This window comes from Pseudoxanthomonas composti (assembly GCF_004122095.1).
Classification (GTDB): domain Bacteria; phylum Pseudomonadota; class Gammaproteobacteria; order Xanthomonadales; family Xanthomonadaceae; genus Pseudoxanthomonas_A; species Pseudoxanthomonas_A composti.
Genome location: NZ_SAWZ01000006.1, coordinates 99,400 through 113,439 on the forward strand (window position 1 = coordinate 99,400; position 14,040 = coordinate 113,439).

A 14,040-nucleotide genomic window follows, 5' to 3' on the forward strand; every position below is an offset into this window, starting at 1 on the left:
GACGGGGCTGAAAGCGGGTCCGTATCGGCTACACATCCAGCGAAACGGCGGCCGCGCAGGCGTTAGTCATCGGCGACAGTCCCCGCAGCCAGCGCCGCCAGCCGATACCCCACCCGCGGCAGCGTATGGATCAGCTTGGTCTCGAACGGTCCGTCCACGCTGCGTCGCAGCTCGTAGATATGCGAGCGCAGCATGTCGCCGTCCGGGGGATGGTCGCCCCAGAGCGCCTGTTCGAGCCTTTCGCGGGTGACGGTGGCCGGGCTTGCGCGCATCAGGATCTCCAGCAGCTTGCGGCAGGCCGGGTAGAGGTGCAGGGGCTTGCCGGCGCGCGTGGCCTCCAGGGTGGACAGGTCCAGGCGCAGGTCCTGGATCTCCAGCACCTTGCGATGGCCGCGGCCGCTGGCGCGCAGGATCAGCGCGTCCAATCTCACCTCCAGCTCCTGCAGGGCGAAGGGCTTGGTGAGGTAATCGTCCGCGCCGGCACGAAAGCCGGCGATCTTGTCGGGCAGGTCGTCGCGGGCGGTCAGCATGATCACCGGCAGGTCCGGACGATGTTCGCGCAGCGCCTTCAACACCGAGGGCCCATCCAGGCGCGGCAGCATCCAGTCCAGGATCAGTGCGTCGTATTGCTGCGTCACGGCCAGGTGCAGGCCAGTGGCGCCATCGGGCGCGGCATCCAGCGTGTGACCCCGCGCTTCGAAGTAGCCGAAGAGGTTGGAGACCAGGTCGCGATTGTCTTCGATGACCAGCAGGCGCATGGCAGAACGCGTCGGTGGCGGTGCGCGCAGTATCGCCGGTTCGCGCCCGGAAGGGGCGCACTCGGCGATGACCCGGGTCGCCGTCGTCGTAGGCCTCAGGCGACCGTCGATCCCTACTTCTGCAGGAACAGGCGATACACCGGGTTGTCGGTCTCTTCCACGTAGGGGTAGCCCAGCGTGTCCAGGAACTGCCGGAAGGCCTTGTCGTCCTGCCTGGGCACCTGCAGGCCGACCAGGGTGCGGCCGTAATCGGCGCCCTGGTTGCGGTAGTGGAACAGGCTGATGTTCCAGGTCGGGCGCATCAGGTTGAGGAACTTGAGCAGCGCGCCGGGCCGCTCGGGAAACACGAAGCGCAGCAGGCGCTCGTCCTGGGCCAGGGCCGAATGCCCGCCGACCATGTGGCGCACGTGCTCCTTGGCCAGCTCGTCGTGGGTCAGGTCCAGCGTGGCGAAGCCCTGGCGGATGAAGTTGGCGGTAATCCTGGCCGACTCGCCCTTGCCATGGGTGGTCAGGCCGACGAAGACATGCGCCTGGTGCGCGTCGCTGATGCGGTAGTTGAACTCGGTGACGTTGCGGGTGCCGCCGGGCAGGTTGCCGACCAGCTCGCAGAAGCGACGGAAACTGCCGCGCTCTTCGGGAATGGTGACAGCGAACAGGGCCTCGCGCTCCTCGCCGACCTCTGCCCGCTCGGCCACGAAACGCAGGCGGTCGAAGTTCATGTTCGCCCCGCACAGGATCGCCGCATAGGTGGCGCCCTTGGTCTTGTGCGTGGCCACGTATTGCTTGATCGCCGCCACCGCCATCGCTCCGGAGGGCTCGACGATGCTGCGGGTATCGACGAAGACATCCTTGATCGCCGCGCACACCGCGTCGGTATCGACGATGATGAAGTCATCCACCAGCCCGCGGGCGATGCGAAAGGTCTCCTGGCCCACCAGCTTGACCGCGGTGCCATCGGCGAACAGGCCCACATCGCTCAGCGCCACGCGCTTGCGCGCGGCGATGGAGCGCACCATGGCGTCGGAGTCGGCCATCTGCACGCCGATCACCTTGACCTCCGGGCGCACGGCCTTGATGTAGTTGGCCACGCCGGAGATCAGCCCGCCACCGCCGATGGCGACGAACACCGCATCCAGCGGCCCCTGGTGCTGGCGCAGCATCTCCATGGCGATCGTGCCTTGCCCGGCGATCACGTCAGGATCGTCGAAGGGATGCACGAAGGTCAGGCCCTGCTGCTGCTCCAGCGCCACGGCGTGCTCGTAAGCATCGGAATAGCTCTCGCCGTGCAGCACCACCTGACCGCCCAGAGCCTTGACCGCATCGATCTTCAGCTGTGGCGTGGTGACCGGCATGACGATGACCGCGCGCGTGCCCAGCTTGTGCGCGCCAAGGGCCACACCCTGCGCGTGGTTGCCGGCCGAGGCGCAGATCACCCCGCGCCTGAGCTGTTCCTGGCTCAGGTGCGCCATCTTGTTGTAGGCACCGCGCAGCTTGAAGCTGAAGACCGGCTGCTGGTCCTCGCGCTTGAGCAGCACCTTGTTGTGCAGGCGCTTGCTCAATGTGCGCGCCGGTTCCAGCGGCGACTCCACCGCCACGTCGTAGACGCGCGCGGTGAGGATCTTCTTCAGGTAATCGGCGGGCTTGAGCGGCTTGGTCATGGTGGCGGGAATGCTACACGTCGCTGCCAATGTTTTAACCAGGAAGCCGCGCTTTTATGCGGGTTTTTCCGCTGAAAAAGCGATCATTTGCAACCATTGCCCTCGCGCGGGGAACCTGCGCGGATCGCCGTTGTCGGACCTTCTTGTTCCAGATCGAAAAGGATGAGGCAGATGCAGGCAAAGACAGCGCGTTGGCCTTGGCTGCTGGTGATCGTGGTGGTCGCCGGCGCCGGCTGGTTCCTGTTCAAGGATCAGTGGCCCCAGGGCCAGGCGCCATCCGGGGCCTTGCCCGCGAGATCGGCGAGTCCTCAAACCCCGCCTGAAACGCCGCCGCCACAAGCCGCCCAACCCGCACCGGCGATCGCACACCCGGTGGATCAGGACGCGGCCGACCCGGCATTGCCGGCGCTGGCCGACAGCGATGCGGTGGCCTGGGATGCGCTGGCGGGCGTGGTGGGGCAGGGCGATGCGCTGGCCATCGTGCTGCGCGATCATCTCATCCAGCGCATCGTGGTGATGGTCGATAACCTCACCAAGCCCAGCATCACTCGCCGCGCGCTGGCCTTGCAGCCGATCCCCGGCAGCTTCGCCGTCGAGGAGACCGACGGGCACAGCCGGATCGCCGCGGCCAATGCGGACCGCTATGCGCCGTACGTGGCCGCCTTCACCAGCGCCAATGCCGACACCCTGGTCGCGGCCTATCGACGCTTCTATCCACTGTTCCAGCAGGCCTATGTGGAACTGGGCTATCCGAACGGCTACTTCAACGATCGGCTGGTGAAGGTGCTGGACCACCTGTTGCAGGCGCCACAGGCGCCGGCCGCACCCGAGGTGCAGCGCGATGCGCAGGGGCAGTACCGCTTCGTCGACCCGCGGCTGGAAGGCTTGTCCATTGGGCAGAAGGCGCTGGTGCGTCTTGGGCCGCAGCAGCAACAGCAGGTGATGGCGCAGCTCCGCGACCTGCGTGCGGCGTTGACGCGCTAGCCGCCCGATCAGGCAGCGTCTAGCTCCGGGTAGTGCCGGAAGATACCGTTGGTGTTGAAGGCGACGCGGCGCTCGGAGGCCAGATAGGCCGCGATGTTGGGGCGTTGGGCGACGCGCTCCTTCAGGCCCTGGAGCAACGGCAGGTCCTTGGAGAGCGTGCGCATGCGCTTGGGGAACATGTACTCCAGGCCGGTCATGACCTGGAACAGCGACAGATCCACGTAGCTGTGTTCGCGCAGCGGGTGGCGCCCGCCGGCCTGTTCGATCACCTGTTCGAAGTAGCCCAGGAACTTGGGCAGCCGGTTGGCGCGCAGGTCCTCGGCACGGCGCTTGGCTTCGGCCTGCTGGTCTTCGTAGTACAGCGCGCTGGCCACCGGGTGATGGGTGTCGTGCACTTCCGCCACCAGATCGGTGAGGGTCATCTGCAGCTGCAGGGCCTGCCAGCGGCGCGATTCGCTCTCGGGCACCAGGGCCAGCGGCGGCCCGAGGTAATGCAGGATGTTGGCCACCTGCGCAATCACCAGCCGGCCCGCCTTGAGGAAGGGCGGCGCGAAGGGTCGCGCACCTGCCTGCTGGCCCTCGAGAAAGGACTGCATCACCTCATCGCCCTGTTCCCGGGCGACGTCGGTGTAATCGGCGCCGGCGTCTTCCAGGGCCAGGCGCACGAATTCGCCGCGTCCCTGCAGCCCGGTCCAGTAATAGAGCTGGTAGTGCATGGCCCTCTCCCGCAACGAAAAAGCAAACGCTAGGCTGGAGACCGAAAGGGCGATGTGATGCGGGTACGTCCTGCAGGAGTCATGATGGTGCGCGGCATCGCGTCTCGACGCCTGGTGCACGCTGGCGCCGACACACTATCCCCGACCTTGAAGAGATCGCGTCCATGAAAGTGCGTGCTGGCTGTGAGTTGCTGCTGGAAGCCAGTACGCCTTGTCCGGTCGTGACCATGTTGCAGCCGCGCGAGCACCCATGCGATTGGTGGGTGAACGGAGCGCCGGGCTTCCCGGCCCAGTTTGGCTTCACTGAGTACCGCGATTCCTTCGGCAACGGCTGCCAGCGCTTCACCGTGCCCCCGGGCAGCACCCGCGTGCGCGTGGAATGCGTGGCCGAAGTGCCCGAGGCGCTGCCGGTCGACTACTCCGCCGGCCTGATTCCGCCGTGCAGCCTGCTCGCCGAGGCGCTGCAGTTCACCCTGCCGAGCCGCTACTGCCCCTCCGACCGGCCGGCCCTGCAGACGCAGGCCTTGGCCATCGTCCACGACGCGCCGCCCGGGTACGCGCAGGTGGAGGCGATCGCGACCTGGATCCGCCAGAACATCACATACCAGCCCGGCGCCAGCGACACCCACAGCGACGCCATGGATACGCTGGCCCAGCGTGCCGGCATTTGTCGCGACTTCGCCCATGTCGGCATCGCCCTGTGCCGCACCCTGGATATCCCGGCGCGCATGGTGGTCGGGTGGCTGCATGGCTTGAAGCCGATGGATCTGCATGCCTGGTTCGAGGCCTACGTGGGCGATGCCTGGTACGCCTTCGATGCGACGCAGGACCAGCCCAGAGGCGGACGCATCGTGATCGGCCATGGTCGCGACGCGGCCGATGTCGCCTTCCTGATGAACTACAGCCCGCTGGATTCGCTGACCCTGCAGGTCTGGGTCGGGCGCGAACAGGCATCGGGCTGACGGCACGCCATGAAGCTGTTCACGTGCGACGCCTGCGGCCAGGTGATCTATTTCGAGAATTCGCGTTGCCTGCGTTGCAGCGCACGGCTGGGGTTCGACCCGGGCCAGGCGCGGATGGTGGCGGTGGCCGTGGTGGACGATCAGCGGCTGATCGACCTGCGCGAGGGCACCCGTCGCTTGAAGCTGTGCGCCAATGCCGAGCACGATGCCTGCAACTGGCTGCTCGATCACGCAGACACCGGCAGCCTGTGCCGGGCCTGTCGGCATAACCGCACGATTCCAGACCTGAGCTACGGCCCGCACCTGGACGCCTGGCGCCGCATCGAGGTGGCCAAGAAGCGGCTGTTCTACACCATCCTGCGCTTGCGCCTGCCTGCACCGCCGCCGGGCACCCCGGGCGCCGAAGCGCTGGTGTTCGATTTCCTGGCCGAGCCGCCGCATGGGCCGAAGGTGATGACCGGCCACGACAAGGGGTTGATCACCCTGTCGCTGGACGAAGCCGACGATGCCAAGCGCGAAAGCACGCGCATCCGCCTGGGCGAGCCGTACCGCACCCTGCTGGGCCATTTCCGCCACGAGGTCGGGCACTACTACTGGGCCCGGCTGGTGCGCGATGCCGGCCAGGAGGAACTCACGCGCTGCCGTGCGCTGTTCGGCGACGAGCGCCGCGATTATGCGCAGGCGCTGCAGGCGTACTACGACCACGGCGCGCCGCAGGACTGGCAGCGCTGCCACGTCAGTGCCTACGCCACCATGCATCCGTGGGAGGACTGGGCCGAGACCTGGGCGCACTATTTCCACATGGTCGACACCCTGGAGATGGCCGGCGCGTTCGGCCTGCGGGTAGCGCCGGACCTGGCCGGGGGCGCGATGGAGGCGCAGATCGATTTCGATCCCCATTGCGTGGAGGACATCCACCGCATCATCGACGCTTGGTTGCCCCTGACCTACGCGGTCAACAGCATCAACCGCGCGATGGGCCTGCCCGACCTGTATCCCTTCGTGATCACCGCGGCGGTCAAGGAAAAGCTGGCCTACATCCACGCGCTGGTCAGGCGCGCGGCGGGGGATGCTTGAGCGTTTGATCCATCGCTCAAATGGCAGATCGGTGGGCGTGGGCTGAGCGGCGCTCAGGCGTTGCACCGGCGCCGGCTGGTGCAAAATGCCGCGCCCGCTACCGATTGGACGCACCATGGATCTTCAAGCCCTCCTGCAAGACGCCCTGCGCCAGGCCGGCTACGGCCCGGATGCGATCGGCTCGGCGATGCCGCGGATCCTGCGCATCCTGCAGGCCGAGGACGTACGGATCGAGATCGGCCGCAAGCTCTCCCGCAAGGAGCGCGAGTACGTGCGCCTGCAGCTGGAGCTGGGGCTCAGCGTGCCCGAGGTCGTGGCCGGCCTGAAGCAGTAGGCCCGCGCCCAGCTGGGCGAGAGGCAAGGCCTGGCCCGTCCGGGCGCGGCGCTGGAGGATCGGCCTGGCTCGGCGGAGCACCTGCGTGGCCCGGTTCCGGCGCCAGCAGCCACGGCAGCTTGGACGCCCGCGGCAGCTGCTTGAGCTGCCATTCTGCGCGTGAGGCGGCCGCGCGATCGGCGAAGGCGCGGCTGCCCACTACCCGCAGCGGCGGATTGGCCCGCGTGTAGCGCGCGCCCCTGCCAGCCACGTGCGCCTCGAAGCGGGCCTGCAGGTCGTTGGTGATGCCGCAGTAGTAGCTGCCGTTGCGGCATTCCAGCAGGTACACGAACCAGGGCGAGGCGGCGGGCATGAGGCGATTATGCCGTGGGGCCCCGGTGTGCAGGGCGGGCGCCGCCCGGCCCGAGGGCAGGCGTTCGCGGCCTGAACCCCCATCTCAGGGGCTCTTGAAACACGCGGCTTGAACGCCATCTGATCGACATTGCCGGCCACGCCGGCCACCACTTCGAGGACCTCTCCATGCGGATGGACAAGCTCACCTCGCGCTTCCAGCAAGCCCTGGCGGATGCGCAATCGCTGGCCGTGGGCCGCGACCACAACATGATCGAGCCGGTGCACCTGCTGGTCGCCCTGATGGACCAGTCCGGCGGTTCCACCAAGCCCTTGCTGCAGCAGTCCGGCGTCAACGTGCCGGTGCTGCGCGAGCGCCTGGGCGAGTCGCTGGAGGCCCTGCCCAAGGTCACCGGCCAGGCCGGCAACCTGTCGGTGGGCAACGACCTCAACCGCCTGCTCAACGTCACCGACAAGCTGGCCCAGCAGCATGGCGATGCCTTCATCGCCAGCGAGTGGTTCGTGCTGGCCGCGGCCGACGACAGCGGCCCGCTGGGCGTGGCGCTGCGTGCGGCCGGGGGCGACAAGAAGAAGATCGAGGCCGCCATCGACAAGCTGCGCGGTGGCCAGAGCGTGCAGAGCGAGAACGCCGAGGACCAGCGCCAGGCGCTGGAGAAGTACACCATCGACCTGACCGCGCGCGCCGAGAGCGGCAAGCTGGACCCGGTGATTGGCCGCGACGAGGAGGTGCGCCGCACCGTGCAGGTGCTGCAGCGTCGCACCAAGAACAACCCGGTGCTGATCGGCGAACCCGGCGTGGGCAAGACCGCCATCGTCGAAGGCCTGGCCCAGCGCATCGTCAATGGCGAGGTGCCGGAGAACCTCAAGAACAAGCGCGTGCTGTCGCTGGACATGGGCGCGTTGATCGCCGGCGCCAAGTTCCGCGGCGAGTTCGAGGAGCGCCTGAAGGGCGTGCTCAACGACCTGGCCAAGAGCGAGGGTCAGATCATCCTGTTCATCGACGAGCTGCACACCATGGTCGGCGCCGGCAAGGCCGATGGCGCCATGGACGCCGGCAACATGCTCAAGCCGGCGCTGGCGCGCGGCGAGCTGCACTGCATCGGCGCCACCACGCTGGATGAGTACCGCAAGTACGTGGAGAAGGACGCCGCGCTGGAGCGTCGCTTCCAGAAGGTCTATGTCGGCGAGCCCTCGGTGGAGGACACCATCGCCATCCTGCGCGGCCTGAAGGAGCGCTATGCCGTGCATCACGGCGTGGAGATCACCGACCCGGCCATCGTCGCGGCCGCCACCCTGTCCAACCGCTACATCGCTGACCGCCAGCTGCCGGACAAGGCCATCGACCTCATGGACGAGGCGGCCTCGCGCATCCGCATGGAGATCGACTCCAAGCCGGAGGAGCTGGACCGCAAGGAGCGGCGCCTGATCCAGCTCAAGATCCAGCGCGAGATGCTGAAGAAAGAGAAGGATGCCGAGTCGGCCAAGCGCCTGGCCGACCTGGAGGCCGACATCGCCACCCTGGAACGCGAGTTCTCCGACCTCAACGAAATCTGGAAGTCCGAGAAGGCCGCGCTGCAGGGCGCGACCAGGATCAAGGAGCAGATCGAGGCGGCGCGGGTGGAGCTGGAAGGCGCGCAGCGTCGCCAGGACTATGCGCGCATGAGCGAGATCCAGTACGGCCAGCTGCCGCAGCTGGAAAAGCAGCTGGCCGCCGCGCAGGCCGCTGAGCAGCAGGACTTCCGCCTGGTACAGGACCGCGTGACGGCCGAAGAGATCGCCGAAGTGGTCTCGCGCTGGACCGGCATTCCCGTCAACAAGATGCTGGAAGGCGAACGCGAGAAGCTGCTGCAGATGGAGCAGCAGCTGCACACGCGCGTGGTCGGGCAGGAGGAGGCGATCAAGGTGGTGTCCGATGCGGTGCGCCGCTCGCGCGCCGGCCTGGCGGACCCGAATCGTCCGGGCGGCTCGTTCCTGTTCCTGGGCCCCACCGGCGTGGGCAAGACCGAGCTGTGCAAGGCGCTGGCCGAGTTCCTGTTCGATTCCAGCGACGCGATGATCCGCATCGACATGAGTGAGTTCATGGAGAAGCATTCGGTCGCGCGCCTGATCGGCGCGCCCCCGGGCTATGTCGGCTACGAGGAGGGTGGTTACCTGACCGAGGCGGTGCGCCGTCGCCCGTACTCGCTGATCCTGCTGGATGAGGTTGAAAAAGCCCACGGCGATGTCTTCAACATCCTGCTGCAGGTGCTGGACGATGGCCGCCTGACCGATGGCCAGGGCCGCACGGTGGACTTCCGCAACACCGTCATCGTCATGACCTCCAACCTGGGCAGCCAGCTGATCCAGGAGATGAGCGGGGACGACTCGCCGGAGGCCTACCTGCAGATGAAGTCCTCGGTAATGGGCGTGGTGCAGGCGCACTTCCGTCCGGAATTCGTCAACCGGCTGGATGACATCGTCGTCTTTCACCCGCTGGACAAGGCGCAGATCCGGCAGATCGCCAGGATCCAGCTGCGCGGGCTGGAATCGCGCCTGCGCGAGCGCGGCATCGCGCTGGAAGTGGCCGATGCGGCGTTCGACCTGCTGGGCAATGTCGGCTTCGACCCGGTCTACGGCGCGCGTCCGCTCAAGCGTGCAATCCAGCAGCAGCTGGAGAATCCGCTGGCGTCCCGGATCCTGTCCGGCGCCTTCGCCAGCGGCGACATGGTCAAGGTCGATGCCGAAGGCGGGCAGTTGGTGTTCGCCAAGGGTTGATGCCGGTCGCGCAAGGGACGCGCGAATCGCGCAAGATCGGGCACGCGGCCGGGACTTCCGGTCGCGATGCTGTCGGCACCCACCCGCGCCAGGACGCCGCCATGAAGCCCGGATCGCAGAACGACTACCAGCAGCGCATCGACCACGTCCTGGCGCACGTCCAGCAGGCCATCGAGTCCGGTGCCGAACCACCGGACCTGCACACGCTGGCGGCGCTGAGCCACTTCTCGCCGTACCACTTCCATCGCATCTATCGGGCGCTGACCGGGGAGAGCCTGGGGCGCAGCGTGAGTCGCCTGCGACTGTCGCGTGCGCTGCATCTGCTTGGCGATCCGGCACGCAGCGTGACCGAGGTAGCGATGCAGGCCGGCTTCGGGAGTTCCCAGGCCTTGGCGCGGGTGCTGCGCGACTGGCTGGGACAGACCGCCAGCGGCCTGCGCGCGGACGGATCGGCGCGGCTGGCGGCCCTGGCGCGCCTGCGCCAGCCCGCAGGCACCGCCGTTGACGCGGCCGTGGCCCTGCAGGTCAGCGTCGTCAGCCTGGAGCCGTTCGAGGTGATCGCGCTGCGCACGCTCGGCCAGTACGACACGCTGGATACTGTGTACACCGAGCTGTTCGGCGTGGCCGCCGAGCGCGGGGCCGTCGAGCGGATCGAAGCGCTGTATGGCATCGCCTGGGACGACCTGCGCGAGGTGCCGCGCGCCGCGCTGGCCTTCACCAGCGCGATCGCGGTGGCCGGGCTGGACCCGCCCCCACCGATGCAGCGACAGACCTGGCCCGGCGGGCGCCATGCCTGCCTGCGTCACACCGGCAGTTTCCTGGGGCTGGAGGACAGCACCGACCAGCTGCTGGCCGGCTGGTTGCCCGGCAGTGGCGAGCAACTGCGCGAGGCGCCGGTGCTGTACCGCTACCTGGACGACCCCGAACAGGTCCCCGAAGCGCTGCTGCGGACCGACATCCTGGTGCCATTGGCCTGACCCGAAACGCGACGCCCTGCACGGGCGTGTGCGGTTCGCGCGGTGGCCGCGCGCCACGGCGAACATACGCGCGGCTGGCCGCAAGACGCCTCCGCGCCATTGCCTTTGACTTGCGTCGATGGTGGATGGAACAGCGCCATCCACCCTACGTAGGGTGGACAACGCGAAGCTTGTCCACCGATGCGTCCGCGGCGGGAGTGCCCGACACGCCGCAGCGCCATGGTGTTTGATTCGCGGCGAGTGGTGGATGGAACAGCGCCATCCACCCTACGTAGGGTGGACAACGCGAAGCTTGTCCACCGATGCGTCGGCTGCGACGGTGCCCGACACGCCGCAGCGCCATGGTGTTTGATTCGCGGCGATGGTGGATGGAACAGCGCCATCCACCCTACGTAGGACAACGCGAAGCTTGTCCACCAGGACGCCTGCGACGGCAGGCCATGCGGAAAGCCAACCGAAAGCTTGCCTCGGACCACCGTCCCTCACCATCAACGCCGGGGCGGTCGCCCCGATCCTCAGCGCATCGCCGGCGTGTCCACGGTCGGCGGTGGCGGCGCGCCGGGGCGCAGGGCGCGATAGGGCGGGGTGGCCATGACCATCTCGGCCAGCGAAAAGGCCAGTTCGCGCTCGGCCAGCACCGCGCCATCGGCGCCGTGCTCCAGCAGATGCTTGACCTCGGCATCGCTGTGCGCGCGGGCCAGCACGGTGAGCTCGGGGTTGAGCGCGCGCAGCTTGGCGATGGCTTCGCCGGCTTCCAGCGGCTGCGGGATGGCCAGCACGGCGATCTTGGCCTTGCCCGGCTGCGCCTCGGCCAGCACCGCATCGGCCGCCGCGCTGCCGCGGATGCCGGAGATGCCGGCCGCATGCGCGCGCTCCACGTGTTCCTTGTTGTCGTCGATGATCACCACCGGGATGCCGCGGTCCTTGAGCACCTGGGCCAAGGCGCTGCCGACGCGGCCATAGCCGATAACGATGGCATGGTCGTTGGCGATGAGCGGCGGGCCGGGCAGCGGCTCTTCCACCGGCTTGGCCTGTTCGGCCTCGGCCGCGCGCGTGCGTCGGTCAAGCCATGCGAACAGGAACGGGTTGGCGACAATGGACAGCAAAGCCCCGGCCAGGATCATGTCGTGGCCGACCTGCGGCAGGATCTTCAGCTGCCAGCCCAGGCCGGCCAGGATGAAGGAGAACTCGCCGATCTGCGCCAGGCTGGCCGAGATGGTCAGCGCGGTGTCGCGCGGATGGCCGAAGGCGCGCACGATGGCGAAGGCCGCCAGCGACTTGCCCACCACGATGATCAGGAAAGTCGCCAGCACGTGCAGGGGATACTTCATGACGATGCTGGGGTCGAACAACATGCCGACCGAGACGAAGAACAGCACCGCGAAGGCATCGCGCAGTGGCAGCGAATCGTTGGCCGCCTTGTGGCTGAGCTCGGACTCGTTGAGCAGCATGCCGGCGAAGAAGGCGCCCAGCGCGAAGCTCACGCCGAAGAGCTTGGCCGAACCGAAGGCCACGCCCAGGGCAATGGCCAGCACCGACAGGGTGAACAGCTCGCGCGAGCCGGTGGCGGCGACCTTCTCCAGCACCCAGGGGATGACGCGGCGGCCGACGATCAGCATCACCGCCACAAAGGCCACGACCTGCAGCAGGGTGAAGCCGATGGCCTTGGCGATGATCACGCCGGTGGATTCGCCGGTGGTCGCGGTGGCGGCATCGCCCTGGCCCAGCGCACCGGCCAGGGCCGGCAGCAGCACCAGCGCCAGCACCATCACCAGGTCTTCCACGATCAGCCAGCCCACCGCGATGCGGCCCTTGCTGGTGTCCAGCATGCGCCGGTCTTCCATCGCCCGCAGCAGCACCACGGTGCTGGCCACCGACAGCGCCAGGCCGAACACGAAGCCCTCCAGCGGCGTCCAGCCCATGTACCAGGCCAGCCCCCAGCCCAGCAGTGTGGCCACGGCGATCTGCACGATCGCGCCGGGCACGGCGATGGCCTTGACCTCCATCAGGTCGTCCAGCGAGAAATGCAGGCCCACGCCGAACATCAGCAGCATCACGCCCAGCTCGGACAGCTGCATCGCCAGATGCTGGTCGGCCACGAAGCCCGGCGTGAACGGCCCGACCAGCACGCCGGCCACCAGATAGCCCACCAGCGGCGAGAACTTGAGCTTGTTGGCGAGCGCGCCCAGCACGAACGCCAGGGCCAGGCCCACGGCGATGATGTCGATCAGGCTGGTGTCGTGATGCATGGCGTCCTCGTGTTGCGCGCGGTCCTTGCTCAAGTTTCGCCCAGCATGAACAGGCCAGGCAAATCGAAAATGACCGAACGGTTTATGCAGTCTATCGATTCTGACCGAACCGACAGGCGACGCCCCCACCATACGCCGATCGAACCGCGCGCCTTGTCAGGCGCGTGCGCATGCCCAGGCGGGACGATGCCACGCGCGTCGACCATGCCCGCCGCACCCGGCTGCTAGGCATGCGGCTCGGGGCGGATACGCACGGCAACCAGCACCCCGGCGACCAGGAACGCGATCCCGAGCAGGGTGACGCCACCTGGCCAGACGCCTCGCAACAGGAAGGCGTAGAGCAACGCAGCCAGCGTCTCGAACACGATCAGCTGGCCCGCCAATGCAGTGGGCAGGCGCTGGCTGGCCGCGTTCCAGCACAGGGTTCCGACCCAGGAAGACAGCAGCCCGATGGTCGCCATCAGGCCCAGGAAGGCCCAGGGCCGTGGGCCCAACGGTGCCACCTCCTGCGCCCACGCCAATCGCCAGGCCAGATAGGCCGCGTAGCCCAACAGCGCCAGCGGCAGGGTCGCCAGGCCCTGGGCCGTGGCCCAGGCGCGGGCCTTGCGGTTCGGGTTGGCGCGCATCCAGTCGCCGTTGCGCAGGGGATACCAGGTCCAGCAGGCAACAGCGCCGAGGGCCAGGGCCGCGCCCCAGAAGTGGCCGCTCCGCTGCGCGGCCCCGGCCGGGGGAAGCGCTGCCATTTCGGCTTCATTGACGCAGGCGATGCCGGCTAGGATCACCACCAGGGCCGGGCCCAGGCGGTGCCAGGGCAGATGTCCATCGCGCGCCGGATTACGCAGGTTGGCGGCAATGGCGATGACTGCCGGCAACGTGCCGATGATCATGGTCGGCAGGGGCGCACCGGCGCGTTGGATCGCGCTGGCGAGGAACAGGTAGTACAGGAAATTGCCCACCATCGAGAGCTTGAGCGCCTCGGTCCAATCGGCGCGCGTGAGCTTTCGCAGCTCGGCGCGGTCCCACCAGGCCAGTGGCAGCGTGATCATGCCGAAGGCCAGGTAGCGGCCCAGGGTGTGCAGCACGGGGGGATACTCGGGCAGCAGCAGCGGCCCCACGAAGACCAAGCCCCACATCAACCCGGCCATCAAGGCCAGTAGTACACCTGCGCCCATCGGTACGTCCTTCCCCTGCAATCGGATGCCGTCGTGCCGGCCTGCAGA

General features: G+C 68.0%; 11 protein-coding genes and 1 pseudogene. 6 read left to right on the forward strand and 6 right to left on the reverse strand.

The features are described from left to right. Positions 1–62: 62 nt before the first annotated feature. Both EPA99_RS12435 and ilvA read right to left on the reverse strand, forming a co-directional pair. Complete coding sequence (locus EPA99_RS12435) at positions 63–758, reverse strand: response regulator transcription factor (protein ID WP_129471555.1); 696 nt, start codon at positions 756–758, stop codon at positions 63–65. A gap of 113 nt (positions 759–871) precedes the next feature. Next, positions 872–2,416, reverse strand: a complete 1,545-nt coding sequence (gene ilvA / locus EPA99_RS12440; RefSeq protein WP_129471556.1) for a threonine ammonia-lyase, biosynthetic — start codon at positions 2,414–2,416, stop codon at positions 872–874. A 171-nt stretch (positions 2,417–2,587) separates the two neighbouring features. On the opposite strand from ilvA, the gene EPA99_RS12445 reads away from it, so the two are divergent. After that, entirely contained in the window at positions 2,588–3,400 is an 813-nt protein-coding gene (locus EPA99_RS12445; RefSeq protein ID WP_129471557.1) for a DUF3014 domain-containing protein, read from the forward strand. 8 nt (positions 3,401–3,408) lie between these two features. On the opposite strand, the gene EPA99_RS12450 is transcribed toward EPA99_RS12445, so the two are convergent. Beyond that, the gene (locus EPA99_RS12450) at positions 3,409–4,116 is read right to left on the reverse strand and encodes a glutathione S-transferase (RefSeq protein ID WP_129471558.1); all 708 of its coding nucleotides are present in this window, start codon (positions 4,114–4,116) and stop codon (positions 3,409–3,411) included. 164 nt (positions 4,117–4,280) lie between these two features. Here EPA99_RS12450 and EPA99_RS12455 point away from each other — a divergent pair, with 164 nt between their 5' ends. The 3 genes from EPA99_RS12455 (at position 4,281) to EPA99_RS12465 (ending at position 6,489) form a co-directional block, all read left to right on the forward strand. Next, complete coding sequence (locus EPA99_RS12455; protein ID WP_129471559.1) at positions 4,281–5,078, forward strand: transglutaminase domain-containing protein; 798 nt, start codon at positions 4,281–4,283, stop codon at positions 5,076–5,078. A gap of 9 nt (positions 5,079–5,087) precedes the next feature. Next, positions 5,088–6,155, forward strand: coding sequence for a zinc-binding metallopeptidase family protein (locus EPA99_RS12460; protein ID WP_129471560.1), 1,068 nt, complete (start codon positions 5,088–5,090; stop codon positions 6,153–6,155). A gap of 115 nt (positions 6,156–6,270) precedes the next feature. Next, positions 6,271–6,489 (forward strand): polyprenyl synthetase, encoded by a 219-nt coding sequence (locus EPA99_RS12465; RefSeq protein WP_164978647.1) that lies wholly within the window; start codon positions 6,271–6,273, stop codon positions 6,487–6,489. Positions 6,490–6,580: 91 nt separating this feature from the next. Here the strand turns inward: EPA99_RS12465 and EPA99_RS12470 are convergent. Then, a pseudogene (locus tag EPA99_RS12470) lies at positions 6,581–6,841 on the reverse strand (GIY-YIG nuclease family protein); the annotation flags it as partial. 167 nt (positions 6,842–7,008) lie between these two features. On the opposite strand from EPA99_RS12470, the gene clpB reads away from it, so the two are divergent. Further along, positions 7,009–9,594: an ATP-dependent chaperone ClpB gene (gene clpB, locus EPA99_RS12475; protein WP_129471562.1), complete on the forward strand. Its 2,586-nt coding sequence runs from the start codon at positions 7,009–7,011 to the stop codon at positions 9,592–9,594. A 101-nt stretch (positions 9,595–9,695) separates the two neighbouring features. Next, positions 9,696–10,571: an AraC family transcriptional regulator gene (locus tag EPA99_RS12480; RefSeq protein ID WP_129471563.1), complete on the forward strand. Its 876-nt coding sequence runs from the start codon at positions 9,696–9,698 to the stop codon at positions 10,569–10,571. Positions 10,572–11,086: 515 nt separating this feature from the next. On the opposite strand, the gene ybaL is transcribed toward EPA99_RS12480, so the two are convergent. Further along, positions 11,087–12,820 carry a YbaL family putative K(+) efflux transporter gene (gene ybaL / locus EPA99_RS12485; RefSeq protein WP_129471702.1) on the reverse strand — a complete coding sequence of 578 codons (1,734 nt, stop codon included), beginning with the start codon at positions 12,818–12,820 and terminating at the stop codon, positions 11,087–11,089. A gap of 224 nt (positions 12,821–13,044) precedes the next feature. Further along, complete coding sequence (locus EPA99_RS12490; protein WP_129471564.1) at positions 13,045–13,992, reverse strand: DMT family transporter; 948 nt, start codon at positions 13,990–13,992, stop codon at positions 13,045–13,047. Between the last annotated feature and the right edge of the window lie 48 nt (positions 13,993–14,040).

Bases quoted from the DNA above. Each gene is read 5' to 3' on its own strand.
- EPA99_RS12435 (WP_129471555.1), bottom strand. From the start codon at position 758: ATGCGCCTGCTGGTCATCGAAGACAATCGCGACCTGGTCTCCAACCTC.
- ilvA (WP_129471556.1), bottom strand. From the start codon at position 2,416: ATGACCAAGCCGCTCAAGCCCGCCGATTACCTGAAGAAGATCCTCACC.
- EPA99_RS12445 (WP_129471557.1), top strand. From the start codon at position 2,588: ATGCAGGCAAAGACAGCGCGTTGGCCTTGGCTGCTGGTGATCGTGGTG.
- EPA99_RS12450 (WP_129471558.1), bottom strand. From the start codon at position 4,116: ATGCACTACCAGCTCTATTACTGGACCGGGCTGCAGGGACGCGGCGAA.
- EPA99_RS12455 (WP_129471559.1), top strand. From the start codon at position 4,281: ATGAAAGTGCGTGCTGGCTGTGAGTTGCTGCTGGAAGCCAGTACGCCT.
- EPA99_RS12460 (WP_129471560.1), top strand. From the start codon at position 5,088: ATGAAGCTGTTCACGTGCGACGCCTGCGGCCAGGTGATCTATTTCGAG.
- EPA99_RS12465 (WP_164978647.1), top strand. From the start codon at position 6,271: ATGGATCTTCAAGCCCTCCTGCAAGACGCCCTGCGCCAGGCCGGCTAC.
- clpB (WP_129471562.1), top strand. From the start codon at position 7,009: ATGCGGATGGACAAGCTCACCTCGCGCTTCCAGCAAGCCCTGGCGGAT.
- EPA99_RS12480 (WP_129471563.1), top strand. From the start codon at position 9,696: ATGAAGCCCGGATCGCAGAACGACTACCAGCAGCGCATCGACCACGTC.
- ybaL (WP_129471702.1), bottom strand. From the start codon at position 12,820: ATGCATCACGACACCAGCCTGATCGACATCATCGCCGTGGGCCTGGCC.
- EPA99_RS12490 (WP_129471564.1), bottom strand. From the start codon at position 13,992: ATGGGCGCAGGTGTACTACTGGCCTTGATGGCCGGGTTGATGTGGGGC.